Raw genomic sequence first — 16,546 nt, 5'->3', positions numbered from 1 at the left:
TTCCTTGGCCCATAGACGGTCATTTACAACACATGCGGCATGTGTCACTTTTCCGCCATGGATGCATCCCCTGTCCGCGTTCTTCACGTTATCAAATCCCTGGGCCTGGGCGGCACGGAAAAGGTCATGCAGTTTTTCGTGACCAACCTCGACCAGTCCCGGTTCACGCCGGCTGTCTACAGCCCGGCGAACGGCGTGCGCGCGAAACAAATCCGCGCCTCCGGCGTGGACACATTCGTCGGGGGAGACCTCCTCTCCGTGCTAGGCCGATTCAAACCGCAGATCGTGCACGTTCACCGCGCCGGATGGCCCGAGCCAGAGCTGCTCGTCCCCCTGAAGCGCGCCCGTGTGCCCGCAGTGGTGGAGACCAACGTATTCGGCCGCCACGACCCGAGCCCCCAGGCCTCGGTCATCGACCACACCCTGTTCGTCTCCCGCTTCTGCCTGACGCGGTTCTCCCACGCCACGGGCATCAGCCCGCACCCGGGCCGGTACACCTACCTGTACAACCCGGTGGACACGGACTTCTTCGCGAAGGTGACCAGGCCGGACCGGGATTACGACGCTCCCGCTGCCGGACGCATATCCCGTCCCGATCCGGGCAAATGGTCGCGAATGGCCCTGGATTTTCTCCCGCTGCTCGTGCGGGACGTGCCCGACTTCCGCTACCACATCATCGGGGCCATCCCCGAAGCCGTGGAGTTCGTCCGCAAACACGGCCTGGAACGCAACGTGGTCCTCCACGATCCAGTGGAGACCGACGCGGAGATCGCCGCCTTCCTGAACGGTGTCTCGGTCCTGGCCCACGGCAACGATGCGGGCGAATCCTTCGGCCTGGCCATCGCCGAAGCCATGGCCTGCTCCCTCCCCGTCGTGACCCACCCCAGCGAAGGATTGCGCGACAACGCGCAGCTTGAACTGGTGGAACACGGCGTCACCGGACTTGTGGCCAACAGCGCGGAAGAGTATGCCAAAGCCCTCAACTACCTGTTTTCCCATCCGGTCGAAGCGCGAAGGATGGGACAGGCCGGTCGGGACAAGGCCGCACGCCTTTACCGTATGCAGGCCATCACCCGACGGCTTGAGGCCCTCTACCTGGAACTGCTCCGGCGCAAAGGAATCACGCAATGAACCATGACATGATAAGACGATACACCGACGCCGTTCTCGAATTCGGTTTCCGGGGCGATGGAAACGCCCCGCCCGCCGCCACGGTCCCGAGCGCGGAGGAAACAGCGACGTTTGCCGAACGGACGCTGCGCCTCCTGGAAAAAAGTGAAAGCGAAACGCTGATCCTGTTCGGGCTGGAAGACGGCGAACACGCCCTGGCCCTGGCCCGGGAACTGCCCGAGGGCACAAGCCTGCTCGTCTGCGAAACCGATCCCGCCAAGGCTCGCGCCTTCCTGACCGCGACCCCCGAATGGAGCGATCCCGACTCGCGCGCCTCGATTCTGGCCGACACATCGCCCTGGGCCCATCTCTATATATTGAACATGAGCGGAGTGCGCCCGGACAACGCCACCATGGCCTTGAACCCAGCCCTGCCCGAAGACAAGCGCACGGAATACCGCCATCTGCAAAGGCTGTTCATGAACGCCCGGCCGCATCAGGCCATCAACAGCTCGTACCTGAGCCACGTGGGCGTCCAGGCCCCGGACCTTTCCGTGGGAGCCATCCTGCACCCGGACGAACCCGGCCTAGACACCTTTTTCGCCCAGTTCCCGGAATGGGTCCGCGAGGTGGTGGTGGTATGGGACGCCGAATGCGCGCCCGACCGCGACTTCGCCTGCGCCGCGCCGATACGCCATCTGGCCCGCCCTCTGGACGATTTCGCCTCTCAGCGCAACCACGCCCTCGACCACTGCGAAGGGGAATGGACGCTCTTTCTGGACGGCGACGAATCGTTCAGCGAAGACGTCTGGGGACTGCTCACCGCCTGTATGCTCGTCAAGCGGCTTGAGGCGTGCTGGTTCCCGCGCATGACCCTGTACCCGGACGAAACCAGGTGCAAGGCGGGCTACGGGCTGTGGCCCGACCTGCAACTGCGGCTCTTCCGCAAGGGAGAATCCGTGCGATTCAACCGCCCCGTGCACGAACGGCTGACCGGCATCACTGGACGCACGGCCCTGGTCCTGGATGCGCCCATCCTGCACTACAGCCGGTTGCGCAAATCCCCCGAGGAACTGGCCGCTAAGCTCAAGCGGTTCGACGAAACCGGGGGAGGAGCCGTCGAACATGTGCTCAACGAGGACTACCCGACCGTGCCTCGCGCCATGCTGCCCGAAGCCTCTCTTCTCATGGGGTCACTCTCCATGCTCCTCCTGGAGGAAAACCCGGCCTGACGGTGCAGCCGATTGCAGACCGCTTGATTCTGACCTACAAAGTGTATAGAGCGTACATCGTGAAATACACGTCCTTCAAGGAACGACAATGCAAATAACATGTCCCGAATGCAGGTTCACCCGAGAGGTGGACGAGAACAGGATTCCCGCCCGCTCGCAGGTGGCGACCTGTCCCAAATGCCAGACAAAGTTCAAATTCCGCGACCTGCCGGAAGAGGAGTTTCTCCTGGAGGAATCCGAACCGGCCGCTCCCCATGAACCTTCCGCCGCCCCAGAGCCGCCCGCCGCACCCGAACCGGCGGTCAGCCAGGCTCCCGAACCCATGCCCCAGGCCAAACAAGCGCCTGAAGACAACGGCGTTCCCAACCACGAAGCGTCGCCCCGCCCCACGGCGGCCGACAGGGAGCATGAAAAAGCCTTCCCCAACCTGCCCGACCCCGACGACGATTCCAACGACGATTCCAACGACGCCCTGTGGCAGCGGCTGCATACCATGACTCCGCCCGACAAGGGCCGCACCGTACGGGACGAACCCGGCGACGACCACCGTTACGACGCGGAGGAACACAACCAGGAGCAGGAACCCGTTCCCGGCTGGACCGGAGAATTCAACGAGGACTTCCCGGACCCCATGCAGGAAGAATTCATGAGCGAGGATGAGGACGGAATGTCCATGCAGGTGCCGCCGCCCTTCGAGCAGTTGGACCGCTACGGCTTTTTCCACGGCCTCTTCCTGACCCTCAAGCTGGTCCTGCTCTCGCCGCGCCTGTTCTTCTCGGTCATGCCCGTGGGCAACGGACTGTCCAAGCCCCTGACCTTCGCCATCCTGGTCTCCATGATCCAGACCGTGGCCCAGTACGCCTGGGGCGTTGTCGGGCTGACGCCCGGTGTGGACGTTTCCGGCCAGGGGTTGCAGGCCGTGCCCTACGACGCCACCAACGGATTGTTCGAACTTTTGCTCACCCCGGCTTTCGTGGCCCTGTCCCTGTTCGTCATCTCCGGCTTCTACCACGCCATTCTCAGCGTGCTCAAAGCGGGCGACAAGGGCTTCGAGGGTTCATTCAGAGCCGTGGCCTATGCCTACGCGCCCATGATGACCGGCATCATTCCCATGTTTTCCGTGGGATTCATGGCGGGCTGGATGTTCCTTTATGCCGTGTGGGGGCTGGTCCTCACCGCCATCGGCCTCAAGCACATCCACAGGACCAGCTACAGCAAGATCATCCCGGTTCTTTTGCTGCCCCTGCTCCTGGGCATGATTATGGCCCTGCTCATGCTTCAGGGCCAGGTGGCGACCATTTAAGGAAAGCTTATGATCGGATGGTTCAAGCGCAAAATCGAGACCGCCAAGGCCCACCGCAAACTGGCTCGCCAGACCGATCCACGCAACTTCAAGCGCCTGGCCATCGAGATACGCGATCTGGCCTTGCTGGCCTCCCAGCTCAACCCCAGAGAGCGCGACATCCACAAACTCATCCGCAGCATCATCGTCGAGATGGAGCGGCTTTCGGAACTGGCCGACCGGCCCGAGTTCCGAAAGCTCTCCACCGGCAAGAAACTGCTCCTCCGGCAGGGGCTCCAGGAATCGCGCGAACAGCTCCTGGAATCCATCGAATCCGCCCCCTCGCCCACCCAGACCCTCCAATAGATTCACCGGCATACATATTGCTTTGATCCCGCCGAGGATTCCGGCTCCGTCGCAATTCCGGCGGGACATACCGGGCGGCTTCAACCATCAGCCGGTGAATGATATGAAAAAAACACTTCTTTTCAGCATGTTGCTGATTGTCTCCGCGTGCTCTCACGTGGACTTGTCCCTGACGGACCAGACCAAAATCTACACGGACGCGCCCGTCAGGAAATCGGCGCTTCAGGTCTCCATACACCCCAGGGGCAAGCAGTACACGCCACTGACCGCCTATTTCCACCCCTTCGTCATCCAGCAGGAGAACTCGGACCACGCGGCCCTGTCCGCCTCCTTCACCCGGATATTCTTCAATGCCTGGACAGAGGAGCGGTTGTTCTCGACCATGGAGCTGGCCCCCGGCTACGGCTATCAGGGACTTTCCTCAGCCCTGGAGACAGCCCGCCGGCGGGGGGCGGACCTGCTTGTCCTCGGCAGCGTCCCCTATTTCTACGACGGGACCACGCTCGACGACTCGGCCGTGACCATCCAGGTGAACATCTATGCCGCGGGCAGCGGCACCCTGCTGTGGACCATGCTCCAGTCCGGACGCATAGAGCAGCGGAACCCGGACGACTATGTCTATTTCGTCCATGAAACCCGCATGAGCGACAGTCCGTTCAACATGATTATCCGCTCCATCGCCAAGGATATGGCCACTCCTCTCAAGGCGTGGCTGCCCGATCCCAACGCGAACTACCCCTACGCCTCCACCCCGGAGGCGGTGAAGAGCAGCCTCATGCCGGACTCCGCTCAGGACGCGCAGGGCGAAAACCTTCCGCCCGAACAATCCTCGACGACCGGCGCGGCCGCCCGGCCCGACGCGGGGTCGGCAATTCCCGGAGCCAAGTCCGAGGCCGACGAAGACGGCACCCCCAGGCCCGAGGTCGCGGGCCTTGACCTGAACATCCAATTCGACTTCGACAAGGCCACGGTCAAGCCGGAATCCAACGCCGTGCTCGACGCCTTGGGCGAGACGTTGAAATCGCCCGATTACGCGGGACGCAAGATCTTGGTGGGCGGCCACACAGACGCAGCAGGTTCCATCCAGTACAATCTGACCCTTTCCCGGCAACGAGCCGAAGCGGTCAAGGCATACCTGGTGAACAAGTGGAATGTGGCTCCCGAACGCATCGAAGCCGTCGGCTTCGGCAAATCGCGCCCACTGACATCCGGCACGACAGCCAAGGATCAGCAACGAAACCGAAGGGTTGAGATCAGATTCGCCGATTAGACTACGCAATACGCTCTTGACTTTTTAGCAACAGTTATTACCTTCGCTTTGCCAAATGAAACAAGGGGCCAATCCCGGCCTCTTTTTTCGTCTTTTACACCGCGCATTTTGTGTGCTACCTGAGAGACCTTCATTTCACCTGAGAGGTATATTAATGATAGGCATTTCCAAACTGTACTGCGGCGCCGTTGAAGCTTCCGACGCCCTGCGTTACAACCGCGAATCCGGGCAGCTCCCGTCCCATTTGCTTCAATTTTCCAAGGACAAAAAGCCCGTCGTGGTCTGGAACATGACCCAGCGGTGCAACCTCAAATGTGTACACTGTTACGCCCAGGCCGTGGACCCGAGCGGCCACAAGGATCCCATTTCCACGGATCAGGCCAAGGAGATGATCGACGATCTGGCCCAGTTCGGCGCGCCGGTCATGCTGTTCTCCGGCGGTGAGCCCCTGGTCCGCGAGGACCTGGTGGACCTGGCCAAATACGCCACGTCCAAGGGAATGCGCGCGGTGATCTCCACCAACGGCACGCTCATCACCAAGACCAAGGCCCGCGAGCTCAAGGAAGTCGGTCTGTCCTATGTGGGCATCTCCATCGACGGCAACGAGGACGTTCACGACAAGTTCCGCGGCGTCCGGGGCGCCTACAAGCAGGCCCTCAAGGGCGTCGAGAACTGCAAGGCCGAAGGCCTCAAGGTCGGCCTCCGCTTCACCATCAACAAGCGCAACGCCGTGGAGATTCCCCACCTGTTCGACCTCATCGAGCAGATGGACATCCCGCGCATCTGTTTCTACCACCTGGTCTATTCCGGCCGGGGTTCCGAGCTTATCAACGAGGACCTGAACCACCAGGAAACCCGCGACGTAGTCAACCTCATCATGGACCGCACCCGCGCCCTGTTCGACAAGGGACTGCCCAAGGAAGTCCTCACCGTGGACAACCACGCCGACGGTCCCCTGGTCTACTACCGCCTGCTCAAGGAAGACCCGGAACGCGCCAAGGAAGTGCTCGAACTGCTCAAGTGGAACGAGGGCAACTCCTCCGGACGCGGCATCGGCTGCATCTCGTGGGACGGCAAAGTCCACGCCGACCAGTTCATGCGCCACCACACCTTCGGCAACGTCCTGGAGCGTCCTTTCTCCGAGATCTGGACCGATCCGAAGATCGAGCTGCTCAACAAGCTCAAGGACAAGCGTCCCCATGTGGGCGGACGCTGCGCAGGCTGCCGGTTCCTGAACATCTGCGGCGGCAACTTCCGCGCCCGCGCCGAAGCCTACTACGGCGACTTCTGGGCCCAGGACCCCGCCTGCTACCTCACCGACGAAGAAATCACCGGCGAAAAGCTGTAAATAACACGAAGTCCAGGGCGGCCCGGGGAACTCCTCAAAAGAGATTCCCCCGGCCGCCCTTCCTGATTTTCCGCCGCGAACAGCCATGCAGGCCCTGCGGCTTCCGCTCTTTGCACATGTTTGCGAGCCCGCTGAAAAAGCGTATAGAAATCTTCAAATTCAATTTGAAAACGCTTGTCCGGAGTAACTATGATACCTGCTGATTTCCACCGCGGCCGCCGCCTGAGGACCTCCCTCGCCCTGCGCGAGATGGTCCGCGAAAATACGGTCACCGCCAACGACCTTATCATGCCCTATTTCGTGGTCGAAACCGAGGATGCGAACTTCCGCAAGGAAATCGCCTCCATGCCCGGCCAGTACCAGCTCTCCCTCAAGGAGTTGGAAAAACAGGTGGCCTCCGCCGTGGCCCTAGGCCTCAAGGCGTGCATCCTCTTCGGCATCCCCGCCGCCAAGGACGAAACCGGCTCCGGCGCATACGACGACAACGGCATCGTCCAGCAGGCCATCCGGCTCCTCAAGGACCGCTGGCCCGAGCTCATCGTCATCGCCGACACCTGCCTGTGCGAATACACTTCCCATGGCCACTGCGGGCTGGTGAAGAACGAATACGTCCAAAACGACCCGACCCTCAACCTCCTCGCCCGGGCCGCTGTGGCCCAGGCCAAGGCCGGGGCCGACATGGTCGCTCCCTCGGACATGATGGACGGCCGCGTGGCCGCCATCCGCGCCGCCCTGGACGAAGAGGGGCTGGTCAACGTCCCGATCATGTCCTACGCGGTCAAATACGCCTCCGCATTCTACGGTCCCTTCCGCGACGCCGCCGAGTCCGCGCCGCAGTTCGGCGACCGCAAGACCTACCAGATGGACCCGCCCAACGGACGCGAGGCCATGCGCGAGGCCGTGGCCGACTTCGAGGAAGGCGCGGACATTCTCATGGTCAAGCCGGGCCTGCCCTATCTCGACATAGTCCGGCAGGTGCGCGACAATTTCGACACCCCGGTGGCCGTTTACCAGGTCAGCGGCGAATACTCGCAGATCAAGGCCGCCGCCCTCAACGGATGGATCGACGAACAGGCCGTGGTCATGGAATCCCTGGTCGCCTTCAAGCGCGCAGGGGCCGACATGATAATCACCTACTTCACCGAAGACGTACTCAAGGTATTGAAATAATATGAGCGAACATCCCAAAGGCCATCCCGGCGGCCACCCCCACGGCAAGATGCACCCCGGCGCGGAACATGCGCCCAAGAAGTACCTCGACGACGGCGTCACGCCCATCTGCCGCCTGATCGCCTGGGAAGTGACCCGGTCCTGCAACCTCGCCTGCAAGCACTGCCGAGCCGAGGCGCACCCCGAGCCCTACGAGGGCGAACTGTCCACCGACGAGGCCAAGGCGCTCATCGACACCTTCCCGGACGTTGGCTCCCCGATCATCATCTTCACCGGCGGCGAGCCCATGATGCGAGCCGACGTCTATGAACTGATCGCCTACGCCAAGAGCAAGGGATTGCGCTGCGTCATGGCCCCCAACGGCACGCTCATCACCCCCGAGACCGCGCAGAAGATGAAGGCGGCGGGCATCGAACGTTGCTCCATCTCCATCGACGCTCCCGAATCCGTCCAGCACGACGAGTTCCGCGGCGAGGTCGGGGCCTTTGACGCCTCCATGCGCGGCATCCAGTATCTCAAGGACGCGGGCATCGAGTTCCAGATCAACACCACGGTGACCAAGAACAACCTCCATCTGTTCAAGGACATCTTCCATCTCTGCGAGCGGATCGGCGCTTCCGCCTGGCACATCTTCCTGCTCGTGCCCACGGGCCGGGCCGTGGAACTCGGCACCGAGATCATCACCGCCGAGGAATACGAGGATGTGCTCAACTGGTTCTACGACTTCCGCAAGACCACGGACATGCAGCTCAAGGCCACCTGCGCGCCCCACTATCACCGCATCCTGCGCCAGCGGGCCAAGGAGGACGGCATCCCCGTCACCTTCGAGAACTTCGGCCTGGACGCGGTCTCGCGCGGCTGTCTCGGCGGCGTCGGTTTCTGCTTCATCTCCCACCGGGGACAGGTCCAGCCCTGCGGCTATCTGGAGCTGGACTGCGGCAACGTCCGCGAAATCCCCTTCCCGGAGATATGGAAAAGCTCCCCGGAGTTTCTCAACCTGCGCAATCCCGATGTCTATGACGGCAAGTGCGGCCACTGCGAATACGAAAGGGTCTGCGGCGGCTGCCGCGCCCGCGCCCAGACCATGAAGGGCCACTACCTGAAAGAGGAGCCTCTGTGCTCCTACATCCCGAAAAAAAAGCCGAAGGCGTAACCGCGCCTCCGGCGGCCGGGGGAAGGGAGAGGAAAACCCTTTGTAAAGGGTTCTTCCCTCCCTACCTCGGACTCCCATCTCTCCCTTTTCCTAAACTTTTTATATCGCTTCGCAGGGACGGGCTGGGAAGTCAGGTCGGACAGCTTGACCTGAAGCTATTTTTTGAAAGAGAATTGGCCGCGCACCGACGCACCCGCCGAAGGCGCGATAAAAAGTTTTGAAAGGGAGTCCAGAGGGAAAACTTTTTCAAAAGTTTCCCCTCTGGCCGCCGGAGGCATACCCCATGGACGCATACGACAAGCAGATACTCGACATCATCCAGTCCCACTTCCCCCTGGCGTCCCGGCCTTACGAAGAGGTCGGCAAACAGGTGGGCCTGCCGGAAGCCGAGGTGCTCCAGCGGATACGGGCCATGAAGGAGTCCGGTCTGATCCGGCGCATGGGAGCGAACTTCACCTCCAAGGCGCTGGGCTGGCAATCCACACTGTGCGCGGCGAGCGTGCCCGAGGAAAAACTCGACCAGTTCGTGGCCGAGGTGAACAAGCACGACGGAGTGACGCACAACTACCTGCGCGAGAACGAATTCAATGTCTGGTTCGCGCTGATCGCGCCGGACATGGACGCGGTCGAGGCGATCCTCGCCTCCATCACCGAAGCCACGGGCATCAAGGTTCTCAACCTTCCTGCGGACAAGCTGTTCAAGATCAAAGTCGACTTCAAGATGGACAAGTAAGGGAAGATGGAGGGGCCATGCACAAGTTGTACAAGATTTTGCTGCTCGGGCTGGCCGCCGGCATCCTGAACGCCATCCCCATGGTCTTCCTGGACTCCGACTGGCAGGCCGTGGCGGCCGTGCTGCTCCACTGGCTGGGACTGGGCATCATCATCGCCTACGCCCGTATGCCGCTCGAAAGCTGGGCAACCGGCATGTTCATCGCCATTCTCACGTCTCTGCCGCTCGGCATCCTGCTCCACCCCGGGAATGCACTCGGCGTGCTCCAGGTCCTCGGCTTTGCCCTGATCCTCGGCGGACTGCTCGGCTACACAGCCGAACGGCTGATCGCCGACCAACCCTGACCGCGCCCCGGAAAACCTTGCGGTCCCGCCCGCGAGCGGGTACACCTTTGCCAGCAAAAACACCAAGCGGAGTGACGCGAATGATTCTTTCCCCCTCCATGCTCTCTTCGGATTTCGCCAACATGGAATCCGAACTGAAAGCCCTGGAAGCAGCAGGTCTTGAATGGGTCCATCTGGACGTCATGGACGGCATGTTCGTGCCCAACATCACCTTTGGCCCGCCGATCATCAAGGCCATGCGCGCCAAGTCGAATCTCTTCTTCGACTGCCACTTGATGATAAACGACCCTGGCCGGTACATCGGCGACTTCGCCGACGCCGGGGCCGACCTGATCTGCGTCCATGCCGAGGCATGTACCCACCTGGAGCGGGTCTGCGCCCAGATCACCGAGGCCGGGGCCAAGCCCGCCGTGGCCCTCAATCCGCACACTCCGCCCGAGAGCATCCGCTACCTTCTGCCGCAACTCCACATGGTCCTGCTCATGTCCGTGAACCCGGGCTTCGGCGGCCAAAAGTTCATCCCCTTCTGCCTGGACAAGGTCCGCGACCTCAAAGCCCTGATCGACGGGGCCGGAGCCGACACCCTGATCCAGATCGATGGCGGCGTGACCCTGGACAACGCGCGCGAACTGACCCAGGCTGGTGTGGACGTTCTCGTATCCGGTTCGGCGTTCTTCAAGCACCCGCCCTACGGCGAACGGCACAAGGCGTTCCAGGACGCCTGCAAGTAACAAAGGCAACTTTCTCACAGGGGGCTGTCCGGCAGCCCCTTTTTTTTTATTCGAGCGACATCATGGCCCTGGTCAGTTTACGAGATATTTCCATCAATTTCACGGGAACGGTGCTGCTGGACAAGGTGTCCATGCAGATCGAGCCTGGGGAACGCGTCTGCCTGCGCGGACGCAACGGCGAAGGCAAATCCACGCTCCTGTCCATCATCGAAGGCGTGACCCAGCCGGATTCCGGCTCGATCGACTATGCGCGCGGTTCCCGAGTGGCCATGCTTCCCCAGGAAGTGCCGCAGGAGCTGGCGGGCACGGTCTACAACATCACGGCCCAGGGGCTCGGCGATGTGGGCGCGCACCTGGCAGCCTATCATGACGCCGCCCGCGCCATGGCCGATTCACCGGAACCGGACCAAGCCCTTGTGGACCGTCTGGAACGCGCCCAGCTAGCCTTGGAAGACGCCGGGGGATGGCCGCACCACCAGACCATCGAAGCGGCGCTCTCCCACCTCAAGCTCGACGGAGACGAGCTGTTCGCCTCCCTGTCAGGCGGAACCAAACGCCGCGTGCTCCTGGCGCGCGCCCTGGTCTCCACTCCGGACCTGCTCATCCTGGACGAGCCCACCAACCATCTGGACATAGATTCCATCGCCTGGCTGGAAGACTTCCTTCTGCGGCGGAATACGGCCCTGCTCTTCGTCACCCACGACCGCGCCTTCCTGCGCCGTCTGGCCACTCGCATCGTGGAACTTGACCGGGGACGGCTGACGAGTTGGGAATGCGACTACGAGACCTATCTGCAACGCAAGGACGACGCCCTGTCGGCCGAGGCCAAGCAGAACCACAACTTCGACCGCAAGCTGGCCGAGGAGGAGACCTGGATCAGGCAGGGCATCAAGGCCCGCCGCACCAGGAACATGGGCCGGGTGCGCGACCTCCTGAAAATGCGCGAGGAGCGCAAGACTCGGCGGGAGCGCGTCGGCTCGGTCAAGATGACCGTCCAGGACGCGGAGCGCACGGGCAAGCTGGTCATAGAGGCCAAGGACCTGTGCTTCGGCTACGACGACGTTCCGCTTATCTCGAATTTCTCCGCCACGATCATGCGCGGCGACAAGGTCGGCTTCATCGGACCGAACGGCGCGGGCAAGACCACCCTGCTCAAGATACTGCTCGGCGAGCTGAAACCGCAATCCGGCTCGATCCGTCACGGGGTCAACCTGCAAGTCAGCTACTTCGACCAGCTTCGGGAGCAGCTCGACGAGACCCGCTCCGCCCGATACAACGTGGCCGAAGGCAACGACTTCGTGGACATCAACGGCAACCGCGTCCACGTCATGACCCACCTCAAGAATTTCCTGTTCACCCCGGACCGTTCCAAGGTTCCTGTGGGCGTGCTCTCCGGCGGGGAGCGCAACCGGCTGCTTCTGGCCCGGCTGTTCACCCGGCCCTTCAATGTCCTCGTCATGGACGAACCCACCAACGATCTTGACGCCGAGACCCTGGACCTTCTGGAAGAGTTGCTCATGGACTATTCAGGCACCCTGCTGCTGGTCAGCCACGACCGGGAATTCCTGAACAACGTGGTCACTTCGACCATCGGCTTCGAGGGGAACGGCCTGGTGGCCGAGTATGTGGGCGGATATGACGACTGGCTCCGCCAGCGTCCGGAGGAAGCTCCGGCTCCGGCAAAAAGCTGCAAGGCCGCCCCCGTGGAAAAGCCAAGGTCGTCCAAGCGAAAACTGAGCTACAAGGAAAAGTTCGAACTCGGGAAAAAACGGGACAGGCTCAAGGAAATGCCCGCTCTCATCGAGAGGCTGGAGTCCGAGCTCAGCGAGTTGCAGAAACGCATGTCATCGGCCGATTATTACAAGAATTCCGGTGAAATGATGGCCAAGGATCAACAACGCCTGGAATCCCTTGAGTCGGATCTTGAAATCGCCTATGAGACTTGGGAAAAACTCGAAACCGCCCTTGAGGGCGTGGAGCTGGACTGATGCTGAAAGCCCTGACCATCCGCCACGCGGACATGGACGATCTGACCGCCTGTCACACCATCGAGGCCAACTGTTTCCCGCCCTCCGAAGCCGCATGGGCCAGCAGCCTGCGCAACCGCATAGAGCAATACCCGGACGGATTCCTGGTGGCCGAATGCGAAGGCCGGGTGGTCGGCCAGGTAAACTCCGGCTCCACCAATAAAGACGACATCACGGACGAGGAATTCAAGCAGCTCATCGGGCACGATCCGGAAGGCCGCAACCTGGTCATCTTCTCGCTCTCCGTGCACCCTGATTTCCAGCGGCGAGGCATCGCCGGAAAACTTCTTGCCAACTTCATCGGACACGCTCGCGACCTCGGCAAGGCCGCGATCAAGCTGCTCTGCAAGGAACCGCTCGTCCCCTACTACGCCCGTTTCGGCTTCGCGGACGACGGATTGTCCAGCTCCTCCCACGGCGGAGCCGTATGGCACGCCATGACCCTGGAGCTGGAGGACTGACAGACCGCTCCTCGAAAAAACGAAAAGGCTGCCGGGAAGAATCCCGGCAGCCTTTTTTTGCTGTCCGCCCGAGAGGCTACCACCCCTTGGACTTGAGAATCTCGTTGACCTTCTTCTCGGTCTTCTTTTCCACGATGACCATCTTCTTGGCCTGAGCCTTCTTGATCTTGTCGGTCAGGGCGTCGATGTCCGCGGGCTTCTCCATGAAGTCCATGGCTCCGAGCTTCATGGCCTGAATGCCCGCTTCAAGAGTGGCCTGGCCGGTGAGCAGGATGACCTGCATGTCCGGGTTGCCCTTCTTGATGACCTTGAGCATCTCGATGCCGTTCATGTCCGGCATCTGAAGGTCCAGCACTATGGCGTCGTAGTCGCCCGATTTGATCGCGTTGACGGCGTTGTCGGCATTTTCGGCCGTGGTCACATCCATGCCCCGGATCTCCATCCGCTCGGACAGAGCTTCGAGGAATTCCACTTCATCATCGATAAGCAGTACTTTTTCTGCCATTTTTACTTCTCCGATCAGGTATGAAGTTGTCTTACGCGGGAGCGCCCGTAGCGGCAAGCCGCAATTCACTGGCCCCGGTCCTTTCGTTCACCTCGACACGAACGCCCATGGCCCGGGCCAGATCGGCGAACGGTTCGTCATTCCTCAGCGGCGCATCCTTTCCGGGTACGGAAAGGGAGAACGATGCGCCGCCTTCAACGGGCGCGACAGCGGCAATCAGCGAGTCGCCCGGTTTCATGGAGTCAAAGGCCGCCGCGAAGGAGGAGTGCAGCAGCCGCGTCAGATCAAAGGGACACGCGGCCATGGACACGGGCTCACAGTCGCCCATGGACAGCTTGATCTGCCGCATATCGGCAAAACGGGAGGTCAGGGCCACAGCCAGGTTCAGGGCCTCGACCAGATCAAGCTCACGAACATCCTCGTCGGTGGAGTGCGCGAACGCATTCATGTTTTTGACGATGGCGTCGCCTCGCTGTATCTGTCCCTGGATGGAGTTGGCCGCGCTCTTCAGCCGCTCCGGCCGGAGGGGCATACCGCGCTCGGCCATGAGCGTGAAATCCTCGATCAAACCGGCCGCCTCGTTGATGACGGCGAACACATTCTTGATCTCATGGGATACGGATGCGCTGACACGCCCGAAGAAACGCAACCCGTCGCGGGTCTCGCAGAGGGTCTGGCTCATGGTCACTCCTTTGTCCTTACTCCGTCGCCTTTTGGATCAGGGCGACGAGGTCTTCGAGCTGGATGGGCTTGATAAGATAATTACAGCCCGCCGCGCAGCCCGCCTTGAAATCCGATTCGGAGCCGTGACCGGACAAAAAAATGAACTTCATGTCCGGATGCTTGGCGGCCATTCGCTCCATAAGATCCAGGCCGCTCAGCCTGGGCATTTTCATATCCAGAACAGCCACGTCATAATCATTGGCGTCGGCCATCTCCAAGGCCGTTTCACCGTTGTCCGTCCAGTCCGCTTCCAGGCCGCGGAATCCGAGCCGCTCGGCCATGGCGGAAACCAGTTCCACTTCGTCGTCTACCAAAAGTACTTTCATACTATGCCTTGTCTTTCCTGTTGTCTTCGGGCTTGGCCCCCTTGAGAGGCATGACTATGGTGAAAGTCGTGCCCTTGCCCACCTCGCTCTCGACAGTCATGGTCCCCCCCAGTTCCTGGACCAGACCGTAGGTGATGGACAGGCCGAGCCCCGTGCCCCCGGACTTCTTCTTCGTGGAGAAGAACGGATCGAAAATGCGCTTGATGTCGGACTGAGGAATGCCGCACCCGTCGTCCTCCACCACAAAAATCAGATGGTCGCAGGCCGTTTCCCTGGCGGAAATATACAGATGACCGCCATCGCTCATGGCCTGAAAGGCGTTATTTACCAGATTGAGAAAAATCTGCTGCAACTTGCCCCGGTCGGAGATGAACGGAGGCAGGTTTGCCGGCACGTCCATCTCGATGGAGATGGAACGGTACTCGGCTTCCTTGCGCAGGAAATCGATGACCTCATTGGCCAAATCGTTGAACTCGATCTCATCCATCTCCACGTCGATATGCCGGGCGAAGCTGAGCAGCCGCTTGGTGATCTTGCCGCACCGGGCCACGGAACTGAGGATGGAATCGATATTCCCGAGCAGCCGATCGTCGTTGGCGTACTCCTGCCTGTAGACGAACAGGTCGCGGATCAATCCGGCCTTCTCGTTGATGATGGCCAGCGGATTGTTGATCTCGTGGGCCACACCCGCCGCCAGCCGTCCGATGGAAGCCATGCGGTTGGTGTGCTCCATGCGATGCAGGGTGCGCGCCCGGGTCTGATCCGCGATGTAGATCTTGTTGACCATATAAGTGGCTACGCCCACGATGACCAGCAGGATCACGACGATACTCGTTATGAGTATCCAGAGCAGCTCCATGCGTATGGTCTGCAACGGCTTCATCAGCTCACGGGTGCGCTTGACCACGAGAACGATGAACGGGGTGTCGTGAACGTAGGCGTAACCGACCGTGTACTCCTCGCCGTTCCCGTCCCGGACCTGCTGCACGCTGGTCTTATCGGAATAGCCGGGAATGGTCAGGTCCACCTTTGTCAACAATGCGCCGTGCTGCTTGGACGGGGTCTGGATGATGCCGTCGCGGTCGACCGCGAAGGCATCGCCGCCGCCCGGCAGATCCAGGGAAGTCAGGATGGAATTGAACTGGTTCGTGTCCAGGGTGGCCCGGAGCATGTAGTCCTGCCCGTTCCGTTCATCCCTGACCTTGCGCGAAATGACCAAATGCGGCTCGTCGCGGAATCCGAGGAAAACGCGGCTGATGTAGGAGCCGTGGGTCATGGTTGTGGCAAACCCTTCCTGGCCGCTGTAATCGCGGCCGAGCAGGTCATACGGACCAATGTAGGCGATCTGCTGGCCCTTGGCGTCGATCACGCCGATATCCACGAACCCGCCGAAACTCTGTTGGAGGGAGGACATGACCTTGGCCAGGTTATCCTCGTCGCGCAAGGCCGCGATGCCCTGGTTCTTAATCAGAAACTCCAGAGCCTTGGACCGCTCCTCCAGGAAGTAGGCCACGGACCGCCGGGTGTTGGAGGTGGTCCTGGCCGCGCGAAGCAGGTTCTCGGACTCCAGGGAATGCCGGGTGACGTTGTAGTCGATGAAGGCCATCACCATCAGAGGGATGAGCGCCACCAATGCCAGCAAAATGATGGCGAAGCGCCAGATGCGCCGGTAATCGAAGAGGCTCTTGCCTGCTCCGCCGTTGCCATCCGTATCCCAGAACTGCGGTCGTATCTTCTCGAACAATGCCATGACGCCACCCGGCTT

Annotated in this window: 17 protein-coding genes; 13 read left to right on the top strand and 4 right to left on the bottom strand. The window is 61.3% G+C overall.

Going from position 1 to position 16,546, the window contains the following annotated elements; translation table 11 throughout:
• Positions 1-57: 57 nt before the first annotated feature.
• The 13 genes from LF599_RS06100 (at position 58) to LF599_RS06040 (ending at position 13,227) form a co-directional block, all read left to right on the top strand.
• Positions 58-1,131, top strand: coding sequence for a glycosyltransferase family 4 protein (locus tag LF599_RS06100; RefSeq protein WP_279522660.1), 1,074 nt, complete (start codon positions 58-60; stop codon positions 1,129-1,131).
• Positions 1,128-2,342: a glycosyltransferase family protein gene (locus LF599_RS06095; protein ID WP_279522659.1), complete on the top strand. Its 1,215-nt coding sequence runs from the start codon at positions 1,128-1,130 to the stop codon at positions 2,340-2,342. The genes LF599_RS06100 and LF599_RS06095 overlap by 4 nt, the downstream gene beginning before the upstream one ends.
• Positions 2,343-2,430: 88 nt before the next feature.
• Positions 2,431-3,645, top strand: a complete 1,215-nt coding sequence (locus LF599_RS06090) for a YIP1 family protein (protein WP_279522658.1) — start codon at positions 2,431-2,433, stop codon at positions 3,643-3,645.
• A 9-nt stretch (positions 3,646-3,654) separates the two neighbouring features.
• On the top strand, positions 3,655-3,990 hold the full coding sequence (locus LF599_RS06085; protein ID WP_279522657.1) for a hypothetical protein: 336 nt from the start codon (positions 3,655-3,657) through the stop codon (positions 3,988-3,990).
• Positions 3,991-4,093: 103 nt separating this feature from the next.
• Positions 4,094-5,260 (top strand): OmpA family protein, encoded by a 1,167-nt coding sequence (locus LF599_RS06080; protein WP_279522656.1) that lies wholly within the window; start codon positions 4,094-4,096, stop codon positions 5,258-5,260.
• Between the two features lie 154 nt (positions 5,261-5,414).
• Complete coding sequence (gene ahbC / locus LF599_RS06075; protein ID WP_269941348.1) at positions 5,415-6,608, top strand: 12,18-didecarboxysiroheme deacetylase; 1,194 nt, start codon at positions 5,415-5,417, stop codon at positions 6,606-6,608.
• 189 nt (positions 6,609-6,797) lie between these two features.
• Positions 6,798-7,778 carry a porphobilinogen synthase gene (gene hemB / locus LF599_RS06070; RefSeq protein WP_279522655.1) on the top strand — a complete coding sequence of 327 codons (981 nt, stop codon included), beginning with the start codon at positions 6,798-6,800 and terminating at the stop codon, positions 7,776-7,778.
• A gap of 1 nt (position 7,779) precedes the next feature.
• Complete coding sequence (gene ahbD, locus LF599_RS06065) at positions 7,780-8,931, top strand: heme b synthase (RefSeq protein ID WP_279522654.1); 1,152 nt, start codon at positions 7,780-7,782, stop codon at positions 8,929-8,931.
• Between the two features lie 283 nt (positions 8,932-9,214).
• On the top strand, positions 9,215-9,664 hold the full coding sequence (ahbA, locus tag LF599_RS06060) for a siroheme decarboxylase subunit alpha (protein ID WP_279522653.1): 450 nt from the start codon (positions 9,215-9,217) through the stop codon (positions 9,662-9,664).
• Between the two features lie 17 nt (positions 9,665-9,681).
• The gene (locus LF599_RS06055; RefSeq protein WP_279522652.1) at positions 9,682-10,008 is read left to right on the top strand and encodes a hypothetical protein; all 327 of its coding nucleotides are present in this window, start codon (positions 9,682-9,684) and stop codon (positions 10,006-10,008) included.
• 80 nt (positions 10,009-10,088) lie between these two features.
• The gene (gene rpe / locus LF599_RS06050) at positions 10,089-10,739 is read left to right on the top strand and encodes a ribulose-phosphate 3-epimerase (RefSeq protein ID WP_279522651.1); all 651 of its coding nucleotides are present in this window, start codon (positions 10,089-10,091) and stop codon (positions 10,737-10,739) included.
• A gap of 62 nt (positions 10,740-10,801) precedes the next feature.
• Positions 10,802-12,727: an ATP-binding cassette domain-containing protein gene (locus LF599_RS06045; RefSeq protein ID WP_279522650.1), complete on the top strand. Its 1,926-nt coding sequence runs from the start codon at positions 10,802-10,804 to the stop codon at positions 12,725-12,727.
• Positions 12,727-13,227: a GNAT family N-acetyltransferase gene (locus LF599_RS06040; RefSeq protein WP_269941353.1), complete on the top strand. Its 501-nt coding sequence runs from the start codon at positions 12,727-12,729 to the stop codon at positions 13,225-13,227. Before LF599_RS06045 ends, LF599_RS06040 begins: the two co-directional genes overlap by 1 nt.
• 76 nt (positions 13,228-13,303) lie before the next feature.
• Here LF599_RS06040 and LF599_RS06035 read toward each other — a convergent pair whose 3' ends face one another.
• From LF599_RS06035 to LF599_RS06020, 4 genes are read right to left on the bottom strand one after another with little or no spacing between them, the layout of a single operon-like run.
• A complete protein-coding gene (locus LF599_RS06035) occupies positions 13,304-13,732 on the bottom strand; it encodes a response regulator (RefSeq protein WP_269941354.1) in 429 nt (142 codons plus the stop codon).
• Between the two features lie 31 nt (positions 13,733-13,763).
• Positions 13,764-14,414: a sensor histidine kinase gene (locus tag LF599_RS06030; protein WP_279522649.1), complete on the bottom strand. Its 651-nt coding sequence runs from the start codon at positions 14,412-14,414 to the stop codon at positions 13,764-13,766.
• 16 nt (positions 14,415-14,430) lie between these two features.
• Positions 14,431-14,781 (bottom strand): response regulator, encoded by a 351-nt coding sequence (locus LF599_RS06025; protein WP_279522648.1) that lies wholly within the window; start codon positions 14,779-14,781, stop codon positions 14,431-14,433.
• A gap of 1 nt (position 14,782) precedes the next feature.
• Positions 14,783-16,531 (bottom strand): sensor histidine kinase, encoded by a 1,749-nt coding sequence (locus LF599_RS06020; protein WP_279522647.1) that lies wholly within the window; start codon positions 16,529-16,531, stop codon positions 14,783-14,785.
• Positions 16,532-16,546 lie beyond the last annotated feature (15 nt).

The sequence above is a fragment of the Pseudodesulfovibrio thermohalotolerans genome (assembly GCF_021353295.2).
Lineage (GTDB): Bacteria > Desulfobacterota > Desulfovibrionia > Desulfovibrionales > Desulfovibrionaceae > Pseudodesulfovibrio > Pseudodesulfovibrio thermohalotolerans.
This window is presented reverse-complemented; position numbering and strand designations above follow the sequence as displayed.